Consider the following 19306-nt stretch of genomic DNA (forward strand, 5'->3'; position numbering starts at 1 on the left):
GCTGTGTTGGAACTGGCGGTTGGGAGTCCGCCACAGCGTGTGAGTATCGTAGTCACTGTACGTCATTGTACAGTTGATCGTCAGACGAATTGACGATCAGTATGTAATTCGTTTCGAATGTCACTATTGGAATTCCAAACGAGTCTACACACCAGAATGTCTTTGTTCGATGACTTCCCAGTTCTCCTATTGTGGTACGCTTTCGGCCAGATTCGCGGACGATCGCTTGCATCGTCTGTGTGATCCTCGTGTCATCCCTCGTGGTCTCGGGGTTCGTCGTTCCCACAGGAGCGAACCAAGACGCAGACCTCATCGACGGTGGCGACGATGGACTCGAGATCGACGACGCACTCCGTGACCGAGGGGAGTCGGAGACTGTCGAACTCGTCGTTCGATTCGAGGAGGCGACCATCCCCGACGGAGTGAGCGACGATGCGGTCGAACGCCGTCTCGAGGAGCACGCGGCCGAAACGCAAGCGCCGGTTCTCGAGTACGCGGCCGACACACCGTGGATCTCCGTCGAAGAGGAGTTCTGGGTGACCAACGCCGTCGTACTCGAAGTCGAGACGGACCGCGTCGATCTCGAGGCGTTCGAACGGTTCGATTCGGTCGAAGCGATCCACGAGAACTTCGAACTGTCGGTTCCGCCGGAACCGGCCGAACGCGACGGTACGGTCGACGACGAGGACGCCCCATCGATAACCTGGGGGGTCGAAGCGGTAAACGCTCCTACGGTCTGGCAAGAGTACGGTGTCCGCGGGGATGGGGTCCGCGTCGCCGTTCTCGATACCGGGGTCGACGCAGCGCATCCGGATGTCGAGCTTTACACCGACGATCCGACCGACCCGACGTACCCCGGCGGCTGGGCGGAGTTCGACGAGAGCGGCGAACGCGTCTCCGGGTCGACACCGTACGATTCGGGAATTCACGGAACGCACGTCAGCGCCACCGTCGCTGGCGGTAATCGAAGTGGAACGGCGATCGGTGTCGCTCCCGACGCCGAGTTGCTCCACGGGCTCGTCCTCGACGAGGACGGCGGGACGTTCGCACAGATCGTCGCCGGAATGGAGTGGGCACTCGAGGAGGATGCCGACGTCGTGAGTATGAGCTTCGGTGCGACGGGCCGACACCACCAGCTCATCGATCCGGTTCGGAACGCAGAGGAAGCCGGCGTCGTCGTGATCGCGGCGATCGGAAACGAAGGGGCGGAAACGTCCGGATCGCCGGCGAACGTCTACGATTCGATCAGCGTCGGCGCGGTGGGTCCGGACGGGACCGTCGCATCCTTCTCGGGGGGAGAACGGCTCCAGCGCGCGGAGTGGGAGACCTCGCCGGAGACGTGGCCGGAAACGTACGTCACGCCGGACGTCGTCGCTCCCGGTGTCGCGATCGAGAGTGCGGTTCCCGGCGGGGGATACGAGCGGTTACCCGGGACGTCGATGGCGACGCCACACGTCGCCGGAACGGTCGCGTTGATGCTGGAGGCCGAACCGGATGCGACGCCGTCCGACGTCTCGAGGATTCTGGCGGGGGCGGCACGGAAGCCGGCTGATACCCCGACCGGGAAAGACGCTCGATACGGATACGGCATCGTCGATGCGAACGCCGCTGTCACACAACTGGTCGACGAACGGGCCGAATCCGAGGAGGTCGCCAGCGTACAGACGAGTGACGACAGTGTGAAAGCAACCGGATCGGATCCCGAGTCGTCGGCTATACCGTTCATCGCCGGAGTTACCGTACTCGCCATCGCGATCGTCCTGACGGTCGTTTTCGCCGTGACGGCTCGGAATAGCGCCACCTAGGTTTTATCAGCTGTTTCTGGATCGGACGTCCGTTTGTGTCCTATCGTTTGCTGGCGATCTATGCCATCGAGATCAGGACGAAACTGCCGATTCGTATTTCGAGTCGAACAACTCGAGATGCACCTCGCCGGCGAAGAGGAAACCACCACGTAGCTTCGTGGCGATCCAGCCGGCGTCAACGAGGCGCCACATACCGGTCCCAGCGACGTTCGGGAGAGAATCGAGAAGGAAGGACACGCACGGATGGGAACGAGGCTCGCTCAACGCGGATCAAAAGACACTGATTCGAAGGCACAGCTCTGGATCCGGATAATCCACTCGACTATAGTAACGACTGCAACAATGTACACACTGATCGCTGATCCGTCTGGCGACCAGGTGTGCAAGACCTGCAGTGGCTACTATATCGATCGTCGTGTGGGAAAACGAGTCAGCCACAGAACGAGAGTCAAAACGCGGTCCGGACTCGAGAAGTCCGATGTAGCACCGCGGCGCTACATCAGGTAGAACAGTGGGAAGAGGATGACCCAGACGATGTCGACGAAGTGCCAGTAGAGCCCGAAGAACTCGACTGGTCGGTGGTCCTCGAGGTAGGCGTCGACGCTAACGATCCGGTAGATCATGAACAGCGCGAGGAGCACGCCGAGGATGACGTGAAGCGCGTGCAGGCCGGTCGTCACGAAGTAGATCGAGTACTCGATGCCAGTCCACCAGAACTCGCCTTGCTGGAACTTGACGCCGTACTCGTAGGCTTTGACGACCATGAACGTCAACGCGAGTGCAAGCGTTGCACCCATCGCCGCGAGTAGGCCCTTCTTGCTCTGGCGCTCGGCGAAGACGAGCGCGAGGATGACCGTGAAACTCGAGGTGAGCAAGACGTAGGTGTTGAGCAGGCCCGGCCACGAGGCGAACGGAACGGTCGTCCAGTCGCTCCAGCCCGTATGAAGGCGCATGAAGATGAACGCGCCGATCGCGGCACCGAAGACGACGACGTCGGATGCGAGGAACACCCAAACACCCATCTTGGTATTATCGACGCCGCCGAACGGCCACCGTTCGGCGATCGGCATCTCGGGGACGTCGAACTGTTCGACGCCGAATTTGAACAGCGTATACCCCATCAACACGAGGCCGAGTACCATGATGATCGGATACACGATGTTCGGTTCGCCGGCGGTCCCGATGAGCCCCTGGGGTGGGGCGTCGGTTCCCTGTGCGAACTCGACGATGTACGGCGTGATACCGGTCAGGCCGAGGAAGAACACGAACGTCGAAATACCGATCCCGAGCGGCCAGATGCTCGCGTGGTCTACGTGTTCCTCTTCGTGGGTTACGGCCGCCTCGGCGGCCGTCCCCTCGCCGTGTGCGACGCCGCCGTCGGTCGCGGCTTTCGAATCGTCGACGAACTCGAGGTGGCCGGTCTTGTAACTGGGTCGGCCGCTCCAGTTCTCGAGTGGTGGTGGCGACGGAATGGCCCACTCGGCCGTTCGTGAGTACTCCCACGGATTCTCGGGTGCTCGCGGTCCGTAGAGGTAGCTGTGGGCGAACGTCGCGAGCATGATCAGGAACGACGCTCCGAAGATGAACGCACCGACGGTCGAAAGCCGGTGATAGATCAGTGCACTATCGGCGAAGTGGAAGACGCGGCGTGGCGTCTCCCAGGCGAGAAACTGCGGGAAGTAAAGCAGGTTAAAGCCGATGAAGTAGACGGCGAAGTTGATCTTGCCGAGCGTCTCGGAGTACATCTTCCCGGTGATCTTCGGCCACCAGTAGTAGAGGCCGGCGACCAGCGCGGTGACCCCCGAGACCATCACGTAGTGGAAGTGAGCAACGACCCAGTAGGTGCCACGGAACTCGTAGTCCAAGACGACCGCACCGAGGAACACCCCGGTGATGCCGCCGAGGATGAACAACACGAGCGCGCCGAGGCTGAAGAGGAACGGCGTCGTAAACCGCACCCGACCTTTGACCATCGTGTAGATCAACGCGAAGACCATCAGGTCGAAAGGTAACGAGATCCCGATCGTCGTCGCCATCATCAGCGTCTTGATCTCCAAGTTGATCGTCGTCAGGAACATGTGGTGCATCCAGACGAGGAACGACTGGACGGCGACCAGGACCATCGAGATGATGACCCACTTGCGTCCGACCAGCCGTCGACCAGTAAACGTCTGGAACGTCTCGAACATGATCCCCAGCGCGGGGAAGAAGACGATATACACCTCCGGATGACCGAAGAACCAGAACAGGTGCGCCCACAGCAGACTCGAGCCCTGTTCGGTCGCGAAGTACTGCGTGAGGAAGATCCGGTCGGTTGCGAGTAACAACAGAGCGGCGAGCAAGGCCGCAAACGCGAACAGCATCATCCAGACGGTGAGAAGCCACGACCAGGTGAACATCGGCATGTTCCAGAGGCCGAGTCCCTCCGCGCGAGAGCGGTGAATCGTGACGAGGAAGTTCACGGTGCCGATGGTGATCGAGATGACGAACAACATCAGCCCGAGAATCGTCGCGTTTCCGCCGGTCGTCGCCTCCATGGCGGGGGTGTACGTCGGCACGTTCAGTGGCGCGTACATCGTCCAACCACCAGCGTACGCACCGCCCTGGAAGAACGAGAGGACGATGAGGATACCGGAGAACAGATAGAACCAGTAACTAAGCGCGTTCATCCGGGGGAACGCGAGGTCTTTCGCACCGATCTGTAACGGAACGAAATAGTTCGCAAACCCGGATGCGATCGGTGAGAGGAACCAGAATACCATCAACAGGCCGTGGGCCGTGACTGCCTGGTTGAACTCGTTACCGCTCAAGAGTCCAATTCCACCGGATTGCCACAGATGTGCTCGAAACGCGAGCGCCATTACCCCTCCAAGAAGGAGGAAAAACAGGGACGTCACAATGTAGAGAATCCCGACGTCCTTGTGGTTGGTCGTGACCAGCCACCGTTTGATCGAGGTCATGGGTGGAAGATCACTCATTCGTCGTCACCTCCGTCGTCGTTGTCGTCATCGTCTTCAGCATCCGGATCCTCGAGTTCGTACGTTTCGTCCGTCGGGCCGGTGAAGTCGATCGTGTCTTCGATCTCCTCGAACTCGTCGTCGGTCGGCGTGATGGTCACGTCGTACGTGCCACCCTGCTCGAAGTCTCCGAGTTCGACCGTTCCGTCCTCGAAGTCTTCCGGACCGAGCGTCGCCGAGAGATCCTGTTCGAACTCGGCGTTCTCCTGGTGCTCGATGGAGAGCTCGAACCCGTCCGTGACGGGTTCTTCCTCGCCGTCGACGAGGGTGATCGTCAACGTCAGCTGTTCGTCCATCCACTGGTCGAACTCGTCCTGTGGGAGGACGGTCACGTCGGAGTCCATATCCGTGTGTCCGGGCCCACAGAGTTCGAAACACTCGGCAGTGTAATCGCCGGGTTCTTCCGCGATGAACCAGGTTTCCTCGACTTCACCCGGAATTGCGTCAGCTTTCACCTTCAGTTCAGAGATGCCAAACGTATGCCAGACGTCCGTCGCGGTCACCTCTATCCAGACCGGCCTATCGGCCGGAACGACCATTCCCTCACCGAGGGAGTTCGTCTCGACGCCATTATCGTAGGTGAACCCCCAGTCGAACGCCCACCCTTCGACGTCTACTTCGATGGCGTCTTCGGGGGCTTCCTGTGGCCCATCCTCGACGTACAGGAGCCATCCGTACGTCCAGACGACCAGCGAGATAACGATGATTGCGCTCAGTCCGAAGGAGACGAATAGTTTCTTTCCGCCCGTTCCACCTGTCGGTAACTCCCCGAGCGTCGGTACGTCGTCGTCATCACTCGGCTCGCCCTCATCGCGGTACTTGTACGCGTTGTACAAGGTGTACGCGATGACGACGGCGCCAACGAGCGTGCCGAGTGCGAGGAAGACGAGGAAAATCATCTCGAACACCTCGACGCGCGTCTGCACCTGCATCGGGATTGTGAGTGCGCTGTAGATTGTATCCACCTCTATTGAAGGCCGCTTATATGTCGGACGATGGTCGCTGGGGGCACTTATCTATTTGGAAACGAGCCGATAGCGTCCTCTCCACGCAACCGGCCGCAACCGTACGGTTACAACCGTTCGTCACCGTTTGCCCGCTACTGTCCGTCACCGGTTCGTAGGGTTCATCACCCTTCTTTCTATCGCTGATCGCTCCCCTTTTAATCAGACATTTGACCTTTTACTCGTCACGTACTGGACCGAGTCGAACACCTTCGGTTCGAGAGCGGCAACGTCCCGAACGGGCGACAGACAGGTGTCGTCTTACCACGATTGCTTCCCTTCGCGCGCGCCTGTTCTCGGCGTAACGTTCTATACCGTTGGGCCCGACGTTCGGGTATGCCGGAAGAAGTCCTCTTCAAGTTCGAACGCCGGATGGACCGTACAGAGATCGCCGACTACCTCAGAACCGTCGCCGACTCCCTCGAGTCGGACGACGAACTCACCCTCGAATCGGGTGGCGAGTCGGTGACACTGGCGCCGCCGTCCCGACCGACGTTCGAAATCAAAGCCGAGCACGAAACCTCGAGTTCCGGCGGCCCGGGGGAACTCAGCGTCGAGTTCGAACTCGAGTGGGACGAAGGCGAAGACGGAGCAGACGGCGACCTCCACATCGGATAACCGCGCGGAGATTAGCTAGATTTCGACGGCCCAGACGCGAAATTCCTCGGGGAGATCGTACACGCGACGGAAGACGCTGTCGACGAACTGAGCGATTCGGTTCGAGTCCGCCTTTGCACTTACGCGAACGTTGACTCCCTCTGCCGCCTCGGGGCGTGTCAGTTCGTCGATCTTGAACGCGGGAAACTCCGTGAGCAGTTCCTTCAACGCCTCGAGTTCGTCGTCCGTACAGTCGAGATTGATCGTTCCGTCACCGAACTGGATCCATGGGGGGACGAGTTCGGCGTCGTCGCCAGCGGTCGACTCCATACCCCGTTCGTCCCCGTCCGGCGACTTCGTTGGTGTCTCGTTCTCGAGGAGTTCGCCGCCAGCTTCGAGCGTCAAGAACTGACTTCCTCGGGTTCGGTGGGCCGTAATGGCATCGACGTAGAGTTTCCGGCGATCGGTCGGATCGGTGGCCTCGAATCGGGTCATACGATACTCCTCGTCCTCGTTTCTTTAAGCCTTTATGCGCTGGCGGTGAACTGGGCGGTATGGCACAGCCACGAATCCTGATTCTCGGCGCGCCGGGGGCAGGGAAGGGGACTCAAAGCTCGAAGATCGCCTCCGAGTTCGGCGTCGAACACGTAACGACCGGGGACGCACTTCGTGCGAACAAGGGGATGGACATCTCCGAGATGGACACCGAGTACGACACGCCACGTGAGTACATGGACCAGGGCGAACTCGTCCCCGACGAGGTCGTCAACGCGATCGTCGACGAAGCGCTCTCCCAGGCCGACGGCTTCGTGCTCGACGGCTATCCCCGGAACCTCGAGCAGGCCGAGGAACTCGAGGGGATGACCGACCTCGACGTCGTCCTCTCGCTCGACGTCGGCGAGGAGGAACTCGTCCACCGACTGACTGGACGCCGCCTCGACCCCGAAACGGGCGAAATCTACCACCTCGAGTATAACCCGCCCGAGGACCCCGAGGTGGAGGACCGACTCGAGCAACGCGAGGACGACACCGAGGAAACCGTCAAAGAGCGACTCCGCGTCTACCGCGAGAACACCGAACCGGTTATCGACCACTACGACGGGCAGGGGGTACTCGAGCGCGTCGACGGTGAGCAGGCTCCCGACGAGGTGTGGGCGGACGTGCAGGCGACGATCGAAGACGCGGCGTAAGCTGATTTTCTCCACGTCTGACGCTTGCGGGTGACATATCTGGACCGACGGGAACGTTATAGTAGCCACTGAACGTCATTACACACCTGATCGCCAGATTGATCGGCGATCAGTGTGTACATTGTTTCAGTTGTTACGATAGTTATCGAAGAACGGAGAGCGGTCGCTCGAGTCGACGTTATCCGATGATGATCTCGTCGGATCCAACGTCGATGTTGTTTTCGCTTATGTTACCCTGCTCTCGGTGGGATTCGTCGCCGGGTCCGAAATCGGAGCCACTACCGCTTCCCGGATCGAAGGAGGGGTCGAGACTCCCCCCTTCCGGCGGCGTAATTTCGACGTGTGCAATCGCGTCGTTGAAGTTCGGGTCGTCGCTTCCTTCGCCGAAGGCCTCTTGCCAGTACTCGTCGGCGGTTTGTCCGGAGCTAGGTTCGTCCGTTATTTCGAACACGAAAATGTATTCGTGGTCGTCGAGTTGGAGGTATCCCTCTCCATCCTCGCCTTCTTCGACTTCGACGTCGACACCGTCGCGCTCGAGGACTTCGTCGGCACTCAACTGAGTGTAGTGTCCCCCGCGGAGTTCGGGTAAGTGGTTGTTTTCCTGGCTCAGGACGCGGACTCCGGCGGTGTCGCTATCAGTGTCCGCCTCTATGGTGTGAAGTATGTTGGATTGCGTGTGATGTGGGAGATCGTCCTCGTCACACTGGTAAATATCCCAATACCGATCGTCGTATTCGACGGTGTCTTTGTATCCCCACGAGTGACACGTATCACGTCTGTACGATGTTGCTTCGAGTTGGAGGCTTGACCGCTCTTCGACCGTGAAACTGGATTCCCAGATTTCCCACCGATTCTGATAGGTGTTGAGGTTCTTGTCGTCCCATCCAGTATCCCAATACTTCTCGGGTTCTCCGGTCGAATCACCGTTTTCGTCGACTGGTTGTGTTTTAACATCGACAGAGATTGCGGGATTGTCCTTCCTCCAACTACCATGCCAGTCATATTCTGCAGATACTTCAGTACCAACTACTGAAACATCCACTTCCGTTCCCGGTTCGACGACGACTTCCGTGTCACCGACTTCGATTCCGTCTGGGACGGTAAAGTATCCGGTGGCGCTGTCTCCGTTCGACGCCGAGATGGTAAACTCGTGGTCGCCTTCGTACAGATCGCCCAGATCGAGAGTGAGGGTCGCCGTTCCGGTCGCTCCGACGTCTCGCTCTTCAATTACCCAGGTTTCGCCCTCGAGATCGTACGGATCACTTTCAGACGTTTGGTCGGGCTCGAGACTAAACTCGAGTTCGCCCATCTCCGAACCCCACTCCGAGAGATTGGAGCCGCCGGTATTCGTCACGTCTACTTCGATCGTAACTTCTTCCTCGGTTGTTTCGACCGGATCGTCCTCGTTACTGGCGTCCATCCCGTCCACGCGTGGGACATCGATATCGAGATATGGTTCCGGTTCCGGGCTAAAGTAGAACGAACCCGGCTGATCAAGTTGGTCCTGATCCGTATAGATCTGGTACTCGTACTCCTCACCCTGGTCTAAGTGATCGTCGGGATCCTCGAGCGTGAAGGTGACGTTCGTCTTCTCGCCGCCGGGGAGATCGACCGTCTCGTTGATCGAGGGACCGCCGTCGCCGCCGATGTCGAGTTCGACGTCCTGTTCTTCGTGTACTTCGCCGACGTTCTCGATCGTCGCTTTGAACTCGAGGTCATCGGTGCCGACGTGTTTGTTCTCGCCGTCCTCACCGCTGATGACGCCGTGGTCTTCTTTGATCCAGAAGTCCGCACTCGAGTCTGTGACGTTCTCGAGGATGACCTGCACTGTCTCGTCGCTTCCAGGACCGATCTCGGGGTTTTGTACGTTTTGGCTGACAGTGACGTCCGTCTGGCCGTCGAGTTCCGAACTGAAGAAGTCGGCCCACCCATCGTGGTACTCGCTTTGGATGACGAGCACCATGTCGTTGTACCCCTTGCTCGTCGCGTTCTGGCTTGCCTCACTCAGCCGTTCGGGGAGATCGCTGTCGTAGTTCGGTTGTGCGACCCCCTCGTCGCCTTGAATGTCGTCTTCGGTCACTTTCAACAGCCGGAGACGGAGCTCCTGGCCGTCGTAACTGATGTCCGGGTCGGATTCGGTCCGGAACTGACCGTCAGTTTGTTCCCACTTTCCGCCACCCTGGTAAACGACGATTCCATCCTCGACATCGTACTCAATCGCCCCGAGATTGTCTATCTCGACGGATTCGTTCCCGCCACTGATTCCGTCAGTCTCGTTGTACCAGGCGATGTGAACCTCACCGTCCTGTCGATAGGTCGCCCCTTCAGCAGGGAACGACTGGGGTTGTCCCGTCGATGCGGTCGTCTCGAGACTGTGCTCGGTCGTATCGATGGCGGAGTACGTGATCTCCGCTTCGCTATCGGCCTCGAGCGAATCGAGCAATCCGATTCCCAACACGAGTACGAGCACAGAACCCATCAGTACGATCCCGATTAACAGCGTAAACCCAACGACGTGAGAGACTCCCCGGTCTCCACGCAGGGCTTGGCGAAGTCGGTCGGCTCCCGGAGTCATTATTTTGTACTAGTTTACAGTTCGAGATAATAAATGTTGGCCTGACTGCTCAGTAAAAATGACAATAGTGTAACTCCACCGTCGATCGGAGAGCGACCGCCGAGGTGCAAAGCGGGTTCCGTTGTCGTTGCTCCGACGAAGATAAACACTTGTATACCGAACGCCCGCTAGGACAATCAGATGACGCGTACAGCCGAGAAGATCAACTCCCTCGTTCGCGAGGACTCCTCGCTCGCCGACGGCCTCGAGACGATCCGCGAGCAAGCCGACGAAAACGGCGGCGAGGTCCAATGGCAGGACGTCAAAGAGGACCTGACCAGCGGGCAGTGGGGACGACTGATCGAAAAGGGAGTGTTGGTCGACGGGGAGGAGGGATTCGAGATCGCCGACAGGGAGGCCTACGACGAGGCACTCGACGGTGACGGCGAGACGGTCGTTCCGGACGTCGACATCGACGACGAGGAGTCGAAGTGGTCCCAGTGGGACAAGATCGCCGCGGTTGGTTCGGTCCTGTTGATGATCGGCTACTGGCTCGAATCCGTCCGCGACACGGTCGGCGGAGCGATCGACTTCCTGCTCGCACCGCTCGACGCCGCACTCCCGTTTTACGCCGTGATTCTCTCCGTCGCGTTGTTGACTGGCCTCTACTCGACGTTGTTACAGGCCAATCTGATGAATCCGGAGATCATCGGAAAGTACCAAAAGCGGATGAAGGCGATGCAGGAGAAACAAAAGGACGTCCGCGAGCGAAAGAAAGAGGCCGAAGAACGCGACGCGAGCGACGCCGAGATCGAGCGCCTCGAGAACGAGATGGATCGCGTTCGCGAAGAGCAGATGGAAGCGATGGCCGACAACATCGGAATGTTCAAAGAGCAGTTCCGACCGATGGTCTGGATCATGTTGTTTACCATCCCGCTGTTTCTCTGGATGTACTGGAAGATTCTCGACGGCCACGTCAGCGAGGCAGAAATGACGATGATTATGCCGATCGCAGGCGAAGTACAGCTGAATCAAGGGCTCATCGGACCGATGTGGGCGTGGATCGTCTGGTACTTCCTCTGCTCGATGGGCTTTACGCAGCTGCTGCGCAAAGCACTGAACATCGACATGACTCCGGCGGGAACCTGATCTCGATCGATTCAAAACCCCTTTTACCTGCCCCGTCGCAGATCGAATATGTTACTCACCGTCTCCGGTCCGCCGGGTAGCGGGAAGAGCACGACCGCGGAGTTGCTCGCCGAGGCGTTCGACCTCGATCACGTCAGCGGCGGTGACATTTTTCGCGAACTTGCCGACGAACGGGGATACACCCCACTCGAGTTCAACAAGCTAGCCGAGGAGAACGACCAGATCGACCGCGACCTGGACCGGCGGCTCCGCGAAATCGCCCTCGAGGAGGACGACCTCGTTCTCGAGTCCCGACTCGCGGGGTGGCTCGCTGGCGGCGAGGCGAACTTTAGATTCTGGCTCGATGCGCCGGCTCGAGTCCGTGGCGAACGGATCGCCGAGCGCGAACGCAAAGATCCCGAGCGGGCGACCGAGGAGACGAAAGCGCGTGAGGCAAGCGAGGCCCAACGGTATCTTGAGTACTACGGGATCGACATTCAGGACCTGACGATATACGACCTCTCCGTAAACACGGCTCGCTGGGATCCCGACGCGGTCCTCGACATGCTCGTGACCGCCGTCGACGAGTACGAACCCGCGGGCGACGAAGGAAAATCGAACGTCGCACTCGAGTACGAGTTCGAATGACGCTCCGTGGTCCGCCCGACGAGCGGTCGCCGGTCGAACTCCTCACGTTCGGCGTCGTCAACCTGGACAAGCCGCCGGGTCCATCCTCCCACCAAGTCAGCGGCTGGATTCGCGACGCCGTCGACGACCGGCTTTCGACTCTCGAAGAGACCGCGACGATCGATCGCGCCGCGCACGCGGGGACGCTCGATCCGAAAGTAACCGGCTGTCTTCCGGTCATGCTCGGCGATGCGACCCGTCTCGCGCAGGTGTTCCTCGAGGGGAAAAAGGAGTACGTTGCCGTACTCGAGTGCCACGGCCGGGTCCCGTCGGACGCGGAATCGATCGTCGCCGAGTTCGAGGGACCGATCTACCAGAAGCCGCCACGAAAGAGCGCCGTCTCGCGTCGACTTCGGGTTCGAACGATTCACGATCTCGAGATCGTCGAACGCGAGCGGCGCCGGCTCCTGTTACGGATTCGCTGTGAGAGCGGTACGTACGTACGCAAACTCTGTCACGATCTGGGCCTCGGACTGGGAACCGGCGCTCACATGGGTGACCTGCGTCGAACGATGACCGCTCCGTTCGACGATACGGATCTCCACACTGCGACCGAGTTCATCGACGCGCTCGCGTTCTGGCTCGAGGACGACGATCCCACACAACTGTACGACGTCGTGGATCCGGCCGAGCGCATTCTCGAGGACCTGCCACGGATCACGATCGCCGAGAGCGCAGCGCGGGAGGTTGCCAACGGTGCACCCGTCTACGCACCGGGTGTGCTCGAAGTCGGAGCCGATGCCAGGGTCGCCGATCTCGTCGCGTGTTATACGCCCAACGGGGCGGCGGTCTGTCTGGGCGAGTTCGTCGGCGACCGTGATGCGAATTCGGGCGTCATCGTGGACCTCGAACGCGTTCTCGTTTGAGTACCACGAGTGATCGAACCCGAATCGTCCGCCGGTCTCCAAGTGGGAAAACGGGGCGTCCGAATCGGCTGGAGCAGACGAAACCGACGGGAGAGGCGTCGCGATGGTGATTGAAACCTCGAGTTCGTCGTGAACACGTGAACAAGAGGTGGAATGCGAATCGAAACGACACGCTTAAACAGCAGACAACCATCGATTCAGATGCGGGACCGTGGGGTAGTGGTATCCTCTGCGGATGGGGTCCGTAGGACCCGAGTTCAATTCTCGGCGGTCCCACTCGAAATTTACTACGTGTTCATCCCCAGGCTTCTCAGACACCTGAGAGTGCCGTCAGTCGAGTTTGGAGGTGGCCGTGATGTCGGAGAATCATTCACACTTTGTCGGCTCGACGCCTCACCACGGTAGTCCCTACGTCACCGATCGATTGGCTGTGACTTCGATGACGGTACCGGACTGGGCCACTCCGTTACGACGAGTGCAAGCCGTGTGGCGCGTTCGTTCCAGCCGCGCGTCGACCGTCCCTGATACGGACTGCTGTACCGATGTACCGGTACGATCGCAGGACGGGTCGTGGTCGCGTCGGACAGGACTGATAGTACACCGTATGAGCCAGTCGACCGAGGAGATCGAGGATGTCGAGCACTGGATCAGTGTGGCTCCCCGAGAGTTAGCCACGAGGGAGGACCGTATTCTCTCTGTGAAGACGCTAGAAGTGTTTAACCTGCTGTACTGTCGATTCTCTGCTATTGGAGATTGGTGAATGGACGAAGCAACTCAGGAAGACGTCGAGGAAGCGATTCTCGAACTCGAAAGAGACCGTGGCTCCGATGACGGCCCCGTCGACGATTCGGACCCAACTGTGTGAACACACTCCGTTTGTAGATCTCGGACGGTCGTGGTTCGTTCGCAGGTTTTGAACGAGCGTGCCTGGAACGGTCCGATTTCGTGCTCCCGATCGCCAATGTCTGAAAGTCGACCTCGAGGTGCCAGCCGTGCGATCGGCATCGTCGAAACGGTTCACTCAATGCTCGCACCCGAGCGGCCGGCACAATCAGTGTGACCGCTGATTCGCGAGTGGGTACAGTGACGAAAAGTGACGATTATATTCAACCAAACTGATTGCCGCCGATCGAGTGACGGTGCGAAGGTTCGGTGGCGTAAATCGGCTCTCCAAAGATCGTGTTGTGAGTTATCAACACAATGATAAAGAATTTGACATTCTGTGTCGAAAGGCGCGTATGCCCTCACGGTACGGAACCGCAGGGATGTTTGTCCTCCTGGCGACCCTCTGGGGAACGTCGTTCGTTGCGGCTCGAGCGGCGCTTGCGGACGTTCCGCCGGTGTTACTCGCCGCGCTCCGGTTCGATATCGCGGCCGTGTTGATGGCCGGATACGCACTCGCGACGACGGACGAATGGGTTCCGACGCGTCGATCAGGCTGGTACAACGTCGTCCTCGGCGGTGCGTTGTTCGTCGCGGCCCACCACGCATTGCTCTTTGCGGGCCAGCAGTACGTCACGAGCGCGGTCGCCGCGGTCGTCGTCTGTCTCGACCCAATCCTGGCGGCGGGGTTCGCCCGCACGCTCCTCCCCGACGAACGGCTCGAGCGACTCGGTATCGTCGGGCTCGTACTGGGGCTGGTCGGCGTCGCTGTCGTGGCAAATCCGTCGCCGGAAACGATGCTCGCGGCCGACGTCGTAGGCGTCGCCCTGATTGCCCTTGCGGCAGCTGCGTTCGCTCTCGGCGCGGTAACGACGCGACGGTTCCGGACGACACTCCCCGTCCAGACGATGCAGGCGTGGATGCTCGCCGTCGGTGCCGTCCAGTTACACGTGCTGGCGCTGTTCGTCCCGGGCGAGCGGATGAGCGCGATCACGTGGTCGTGGCCGGCTCTCGTGGGCCTTTGGTACCTCGCGGTCGTCGCCGCGGCCGTCGGCTACCTCCTGTACTTCGAACTGCTGGATCGACTCGGTCCGATCGAGGTCAGCCTCGTCGCCTACGTCGCCCCAATCTTTGCCGCCATCGGCGGCTGGATCGCGCTCGAGGAGTCCATTCGTCTCCAGACCATTGCAGGGTTCGGCCTCGTCGGTGCCGGTTTCGTACTCCTCAAGCGAACTGCGCTCGTCCGCGAACTCGAGACACGATACCGGTGATCGAACGTGAAAACGACACCAAAAAACGGATTCCAGACAGTTGTCCGGTTTGTTGTCGGTCATTTTCGGCGCAACCCCGTCCGAACGGCGGTTGGGCCGGTAACTCGGTACAACAACCCGTCTCAGTCGGCCGTCGGTGGCGACGTCAACACGTCGGTTTTTTCGGCGGCGTAGCCGAAGACGTCGCGGTAGCCGTTGGATGACATGAGAATCGGGTAAAACGACTCTTCTGCGATCTGTGCGTCACCGTCGGCGGCGGCGAACGTCTCGCCGGCGTCGACTTCGGTGAAGTTGTCGACGAACACCTCGTAGGTGTCGGCCCGATCCTTGCGGATGACGTCGGTAAGCCGAAAGACTGGGAGGTCGTGCCCGACTGTGTCGCCAGGAAGGGCGCCGACTGCGGTCAGGAACGCTCGAGTCAGTCGGTCTGCGTTCTGGGCCGCTGTCTCCGACCCTTGGAGACCACACTCGACTTCGATCGTCTTGATCTCGGAGAAGAGCCGTCCTTCCGAGAAGTTACTCGTTTCGACCATCGCGACGACGGGGAGCTGTGGAACGACGTCGTGTGCGGTCTCGCTGACGCCGTTGACGATTGCAAACGGGTCGGCGTGGCTCTGGGTCGAGTGCATCGAGAAGGTGAGGCAGTCTTCGAGTTCCGCGACGAGGTCGTGTGCGAGCCGACCTTCGTGGGTCTTCGCGTTCGGGTCGCCCGGGAACGTCCGGTTCAGGTCCTCGTCGACGAATCGAACCCGGCGCTCCAGGGCCTTTTCGTTGGCGACGACGAGTTTTACGGGTCGCTCGACAGTCGGCGGATCGTCGAGGAGGCGTTCGACGGCGCGAACGCCACAGGGCTCGTCGCCGTGGATTCCAGCGAGGACAGCGATCTCCGGCGTTCCCGACCCGAGCTGTGCAACTCTCATTACTTGCTAGTTGGGCTACGTCTTCAAAGGCCGTTCGATCCGTCGCAAAATAGATCACTCGAGCGATACGATCGATGCGGACTTCGAGTGAGGATATCGTACGAACGTGTCGTCGTTACGGTTCGTCCCGAACTGGTGATCACTCCTCGAGCGAATCGACGTAGGCGTAGTCCTCGGGGCGCGCCGTCGGTCGGACGCCATCGAGCGGAATTCGCCAGTCATCGATCCGATCGGGTTCCTCGAGCGCGTCCGTGAGAACCGTCCGCACCTCGAGGAGGTCGACGCCGTAGTAATCCGTGGGGATTCCGGCGAGATACTGGAGGGCAGTATCGAAGAGGGAATGCATGCCGCCGTCGTCGTCGAATCCGTATCGCTTGTACGCCCCTGCTGCGACCTGGACCATTCCGTGAAGGAACGCACTCTCCGTCGTGGCCCGGCCGTAGTTGTACCACTCGAGTTCGAAGCAGTCGTGGCTCTCGTGGTACTCGCCGGCGTTGTAGAGGCGGACGCCGTGGACCGTCGCTTCTCTGAGCGTCGCGTGCTCCCAGCGTTCCTCGGATGGAAGCCAACCCGTCGGCTCTCCCGAGGATGGTGGTGGGATAGCCGGATTATTGGTGTGGTCGTCCACGGCGGATCGTACGACGCGGGGCGAAAAAAGGCGATCCATCGCCGACGGTCGGAAAAAGGCGGATCATATCGACGAACGGACTTATAAGGAATCGATGAGACGGTTCGAGCGAATGAACTACCCGCGCGGGAAGTGCCAGGACTGCGGGGAACGACTCTACGAACACGTCGACGGCGGATACCAGTGTCTGAACTGTCGCCGACAGTACGCAGAAGACGTCTTCGAACGGCGCTCGCCCTAACTGCCGCGAGACGAAACTGGCGCTCAGAGCCGCGTCAGTCGTACGGACTTGCTGTACCGCCCAGCCGCGTCAGTCGTACGGACTGCTGTACCGTCCGGAGACGTATCCTCCTTCGGAGTGCTGTACCGACGTACTGACGCGACCGCAGAGTGTGTCACAGTCGAACCCGAACCGACGGCTAACAGATCGTACCGGGCCTCGAGTCCGTGAGACGTTCACACCCGGGTCCGCATCTCGCAACGCTTTTGCCTCGGGGGTTCGGACGGTTTACATGGCGAACGACGTTCCCGAGCACGAGCCCTATTCTTCGAAACTCGAGGTACCGGAAGCGCTAACGTTCGACGACGTCCTCCTCCGACCGAAAGAGAGTCGCGTCGAGCCCGACGACGCTGATCTCACGTCCCGCGTCTCGAAATCCGTCGAGGTCTCCGTTCCGATTCTCTCGGCGGCGATGGACACCGTGACTGAGAGCGGCATGGCGATCGCGATGGCTCGCCACGGTGGTCTCGGCGTCCTCCACCGCAACATGAACGTCGACGAGATGGTCGAGGAGATCGACCGTGTCAAGAGCGCGGACGAACTCATCATCCCCCTCGAGTCGGTCGTCACCGCCGACCCCGAGATGAGTGTTCGCGAGGTCGACGAGCTAATGGCTCGCGAGGGAGTCGGCGGCGCACCCGTCGTCAACACCCGCGGCGAGGTGCTGGGGATCATCTCGAGTACGGACATTCGTCCGCACCTCGAGGTCAACGAGGACGATCCGGTGACGGAGGCGATGACCGACGAGGTGATCACGGCGCCGACGGACATCGGCGCGCGCGACGCGTTCGACCTGATGTACGACCACAAGATCGAGCGCGTTCCCGTCGTCGACGACGAGAACCTGCTCGTCGGTCTCGTGACGATGCAGGGCATCCTCCAGCGCCGGGAGTACAAGGAGGCAGTTCGCGACGATGACGGCCGCCTGCGGCTGGGCGTCGCCGTCAGTCCGTTCGAACTCGAGCGCGCCGAGGCGGCGGACGACGCCGACGCGGACGTGCTCTTCATCGATACTGCCCACGCGCACAATATGAACGTCATCGACGGTGCGCGGGAGATCGACGAGGCCGTCGAGGCTGACATCGTGGTGGGCAACGTCGGCACTCGCGAGGCCGCCGCGGAACTCGTCGACTTCGCGGACGGGATCAAGGTCGGCATCGGACCGGGATCGATCTGTACGACTCGTGTCGTCTCCGGTTCGGGTATGCCCCAGATCACGGCCGTCGCACAGGTCGCAGACGTCGCACGCGAACACGACGTTCCAGTGATCGCAGACGGCGGTATCCGCTATTCGGGCGACGCGATCAAGGCGGTCGCCGCCGGCGCGGACGCGGTGATGCTCGGTTCGTACTTCGCGGGCACCGAGGAGGCGCCGGGGCGCGTCGTAACGATGAACGGCAAGAAGTACAAACAGTACCGCGGTATGGGATCGGTCGGGGCGATGAAATCCGGCGACGGCGACCGGTACCTCAAGGACGACCCCGAGGACGACGACGAGTACGTTCCCGAGGGCGTCGAAGCCGCCACGCCGTACAAGGGGACGCTCAAGTCCGAACTCCACCAACTCGCCGGCGGCATGCAGTCGGGAATGGGTTACGTCGGTGCGGGCACCATCCCGGAGTTCAAAGAACGCTCCGAGTTCGTCCGCGTCTCCGCGGCCGGGCAGGCCGAGAGCCACGCCCACGACGTCGTCATCACCGACGAGGCGCCGAACTACTCGCCGGATAACAGCTGAACGATCCGCTGTACGGACAGGGATCCAGCCACGATACGATCGTGTTACGCCGAAAACGCCCGACAGCATATCGTACGAATCGGGGTCAGTTTCGGCACCGAATCCGGCTTTTTCTCACTGGTGTCCGAACCCCAAACTCGTTTGGGACGTCGATCGCTTCGTCCGCCGAACCGAGAAGGTAACGCCTACGTTCGTTCGGCACCGATCAACGGGCGTGAACCGCCGTACGGTACTGCAGTCAGCTGGCGTGTTCGGGGCGGCCTGCCTCGCGGGCTGTCTCGAGGGAGTCCAGGATCACTTCGTCGGAAGCGTCCAGGGAGTGGTTCCGATCGAGATTTACAGCGAGAGCGACCGGTTTTACAACGTCCAGCTCGTCGCCTACGAGCGCGAGACGAACCGCCAGACCTACGAGGAGGCCTACGCCGTCACGCCCGGCGAGAACGTCGTCCCGCCCCATCTGGAGGGTGTTTATCAGACGCTTCGCGTTACCAGATTCGACGAGGACGACGAGCCGGAGATCCGCGAGGCGGCGATCACGCCCGATACCGAGCTCGTCGTGGTCCGCCTCGATGAGGAGTTCGTCGTCGAGGTTCGACGCGGCGAAAGCGGCGAGACGATCACCGAGACGGAGGACGCGGGAGCGAGCGACGACGTTCCGGGCGCCGACGCGGATACCGATGGCGTTCCAGTCGGCGATGATCCCGACGACGACTGACGGCGTACCGATCGGCGATGATCCCGA

16 protein-coding genes and 1 tRNA gene are annotated in these 19306 nt (G+C 60.5%); 11 read left to right on the forward strand and 6 right to left on the reverse strand.

Going from position 1 to position 19306, the window contains the following annotated elements; translation table 11 throughout:
• Positions 1–248 precede the first annotated feature (248 nt).
• A complete protein-coding gene (locus tag AB7C87_RS11115; RefSeq protein WP_369729532.1) occupies positions 249–1805 on the forward strand; it encodes a S8 family serine peptidase in 1557 nt (518 codons plus the stop codon).
• Between the two features lie 494 nt (positions 1806–2299).
• Here the strand turns inward: AB7C87_RS11115 and AB7C87_RS11120 are convergent, their stop codons facing one another.
• Both AB7C87_RS11120 and coxB read right to left on the reverse strand, forming a co-directional pair.
• Positions 2300–4783 (reverse strand): cbb3-type cytochrome c oxidase subunit I, encoded by a 2484-nt coding sequence (locus AB7C87_RS11120; RefSeq protein ID WP_369729533.1) that lies wholly within the window; start codon positions 4781–4783, stop codon positions 2300–2302.
• Positions 4780–5754, reverse strand: a complete 975-nt coding sequence (gene coxB / locus AB7C87_RS11125) for a cytochrome c oxidase subunit II (protein ID WP_369729729.1) — start codon at positions 5752–5754, stop codon at positions 4780–4782. Before coxB ends, AB7C87_RS11120 begins: the two co-directional genes overlap by 4 nt.
• A gap of 408 nt (positions 5755–6162) precedes the next feature.
• Between coxB and AB7C87_RS11130 the strand changes: the two genes are divergently transcribed.
• Positions 6163–6444, forward strand: a complete 282-nt coding sequence (locus tag AB7C87_RS11130; protein WP_369729534.1) for an amphi-Trp domain-containing protein — start codon at positions 6163–6165, stop codon at positions 6442–6444.
• 15 nt (positions 6445–6459) lie between these two features.
• Here the strand turns inward: AB7C87_RS11130 and AB7C87_RS11135 are convergent, their stop codons facing one another.
• Complete coding sequence (locus tag AB7C87_RS11135) at positions 6460–6918, reverse strand: DUF7975 family protein (RefSeq protein ID WP_369729535.1); 459 nt, start codon at positions 6916–6918, stop codon at positions 6460–6462.
• 59 nt (positions 6919–6977) lie between these two features.
• Between AB7C87_RS11135 and AB7C87_RS11140 the strand changes: the two genes are divergently transcribed.
• The gene (locus tag AB7C87_RS11140; RefSeq protein ID WP_369729536.1) at positions 6978–7613 is read left to right on the forward strand and encodes an adenylate kinase; all 636 of its coding nucleotides are present in this window, start codon (positions 6978–6980) and stop codon (positions 7611–7613) included.
• 178 nt (positions 7614–7791) lie between these two features.
• Here AB7C87_RS11140 and AB7C87_RS11145 read toward each other — a convergent pair whose 3' ends face one another.
• A complete protein-coding gene (locus AB7C87_RS11145; RefSeq protein WP_369729537.1) occupies positions 7792–10188 on the reverse strand; it encodes a DUF7289 family protein in 2397 nt (798 codons plus the stop codon).
• A gap of 180 nt (positions 10189–10368) precedes the next feature.
• Here AB7C87_RS11145 and AB7C87_RS11150 point away from each other — a divergent pair, with 180 nt between their 5' ends.
• The 5 genes from AB7C87_RS11150 (at position 10369) to AB7C87_RS11170 (ending at position 15001) form a co-directional block, all read left to right on the forward strand.
• Positions 10369–11316, forward strand: coding sequence for a DUF106 domain-containing protein (locus AB7C87_RS11150; RefSeq protein WP_369729538.1), 948 nt, complete (start codon positions 10369–10371; stop codon positions 11314–11316).
• Positions 11317–11364: 48 nt separating this feature from the next.
• Positions 11365–11943 carry a (d)CMP kinase gene (cmk, locus tag AB7C87_RS11155; protein ID WP_369729539.1) on the forward strand — a complete coding sequence of 193 codons (579 nt, stop codon included), beginning with the start codon at positions 11365–11367 and terminating at the stop codon, positions 11941–11943.
• Positions 11940–12848 carry an RNA-guided pseudouridylation complex pseudouridine synthase subunit Cbf5 gene (locus AB7C87_RS11160; protein WP_369729540.1) on the forward strand — a complete coding sequence of 303 codons (909 nt, stop codon included), beginning with the start codon at positions 11940–11942 and terminating at the stop codon, positions 12846–12848. The genes cmk and AB7C87_RS11160 overlap by 4 nt, the downstream gene beginning before the upstream one ends.
• 205 nt (positions 12849–13053) lie before the next feature.
• Positions 13054–13124: transfer RNA gene (locus AB7C87_RS11165), tRNA-Pro, on the forward strand.
• A 962-nt stretch (positions 13125–14086) separates the two neighbouring features.
• Entirely contained in the window at positions 14087–15001 is a 915-nt protein-coding gene (locus AB7C87_RS11170) for a DMT family transporter (protein ID WP_369729541.1), read from the forward strand.
• Positions 15002–15123: 122 nt separating this feature from the next.
• Here AB7C87_RS11170 and AB7C87_RS11175 read toward each other — a convergent pair whose 3' ends face one another.
• Together AB7C87_RS11175 and AB7C87_RS11180 are read right to left on the reverse strand one after the other, a co-directional pair.
• Positions 15124–15921, reverse strand: a complete 798-nt coding sequence (locus tag AB7C87_RS11175; protein WP_369729542.1) for a M14 family metallopeptidase — start codon at positions 15919–15921, stop codon at positions 15124–15126.
• Between the two features lie 139 nt (positions 15922–16060).
• Positions 16061–16549 (reverse strand): DUF309 domain-containing protein, encoded by a 489-nt coding sequence (locus tag AB7C87_RS11180; RefSeq protein WP_369729543.1) that lies wholly within the window; start codon positions 16547–16549, stop codon positions 16061–16063.
• Between the two features lie 112 nt (positions 16550–16661).
• On the opposite strand from AB7C87_RS11180, the gene AB7C87_RS11185 reads away from it, so the two are divergent.
• The 3 genes from AB7C87_RS11185 (at position 16662) to AB7C87_RS11195 (ending at position 19279) form a co-directional block, all read left to right on the forward strand.
• Complete coding sequence (locus AB7C87_RS11185) at positions 16662–16790, forward strand: hypothetical protein (RefSeq protein WP_369729544.1); 129 nt, start codon at positions 16662–16664, stop codon at positions 16788–16790.
• A 271-nt stretch (positions 16791–17061) separates the two neighbouring features.
• Positions 17062–18564: an IMP dehydrogenase gene (gene guaB, locus AB7C87_RS11190; protein ID WP_369729545.1), complete on the forward strand. Its 1503-nt coding sequence runs from the start codon at positions 17062–17064 to the stop codon at positions 18562–18564.
• Between the two features lie 214 nt (positions 18565–18778).
• Positions 18779–19279 (forward strand): hypothetical protein, encoded by a 501-nt coding sequence (locus AB7C87_RS11195; protein WP_369729546.1) that lies wholly within the window; start codon positions 18779–18781, stop codon positions 19277–19279.
• Positions 19280–19306 lie beyond the last annotated feature (27 nt).

This window comes from Natrarchaeobius versutus, assembly GCF_041205745.1.
Lineage (GTDB): Archaea > Halobacteriota > Halobacteria > Halobacteriales > Natrialbaceae > Natrarchaeobius > Natrarchaeobius versutus.

Excerpts from the sequence above, each read along its gene's own strand:
- coxB (WP_369729729.1), bottom strand. The coding sequence starts at position 5,754 with ATGCAGGTGCAGACGCGCGTCGAGGTGTTCGAGATGATTTTCCTCGTC.
- cmk (WP_369729539.1), top strand. The coding sequence starts at position 11,365 with ATGTTACTCACCGTCTCCGGTCCGCCGGGTAGCGGGAAGAGCACGACC.
- AB7C87_RS11145 (WP_369729537.1), bottom strand. The coding sequence starts at position 10,188 with ATGACTCCGGGAGCCGACCGACTTCGCCAAGCCCTGCGTGGAGACCGG.
- AB7C87_RS11160 (WP_369729540.1), top strand. The coding sequence starts at position 11,940 with ATGACGCTCCGTGGTCCGCCCGACGAGCGGTCGCCGGTCGAACTCCTC.
- AB7C87_RS11170 (WP_369729541.1), top strand. The coding sequence starts at position 14,087 with ATGCCCTCACGGTACGGAACCGCAGGGATGTTTGTCCTCCTGGCGACC.
- AB7C87_RS11175 (WP_369729542.1), bottom strand. The coding sequence starts at position 15,921 with ATGAGAGTTGCACAGCTCGGGTCGGGAACGCCGGAGATCGCTGTCCTC.
- AB7C87_RS11150 (WP_369729538.1), top strand. The coding sequence starts at position 10,369 with ATGACGCGTACAGCCGAGAAGATCAACTCCCTCGTTCGCGAGGACTCC.
- AB7C87_RS11140 (WP_369729536.1), top strand. The coding sequence starts at position 6,978 with ATGGCACAGCCACGAATCCTGATTCTCGGCGCGCCGGGGGCAGGGAAG.
- guaB (WP_369729545.1), top strand. The coding sequence starts at position 17,062 with ATGGCGAACGACGTTCCCGAGCACGAGCCCTATTCTTCGAAACTCGAG.
- AB7C87_RS11185 (WP_369729544.1), top strand. The coding sequence starts at position 16,662 with ATGAACTACCCGCGCGGGAAGTGCCAGGACTGCGGGGAACGACTCTAC.
- AB7C87_RS11130 (WP_369729534.1), top strand. The coding sequence starts at position 6,163 with ATGCCGGAAGAAGTCCTCTTCAAGTTCGAACGCCGGATGGACCGTACA.
- AB7C87_RS11135 (WP_369729535.1), bottom strand. The coding sequence starts at position 6,918 with ATGACCCGATTCGAGGCCACCGATCCGACCGATCGCCGGAAACTCTAC.
- AB7C87_RS11120 (WP_369729533.1), bottom strand. The coding sequence starts at position 4,783 with ATGAGTGATCTTCCACCCATGACCTCGATCAAACGGTGGCTGGTCACG.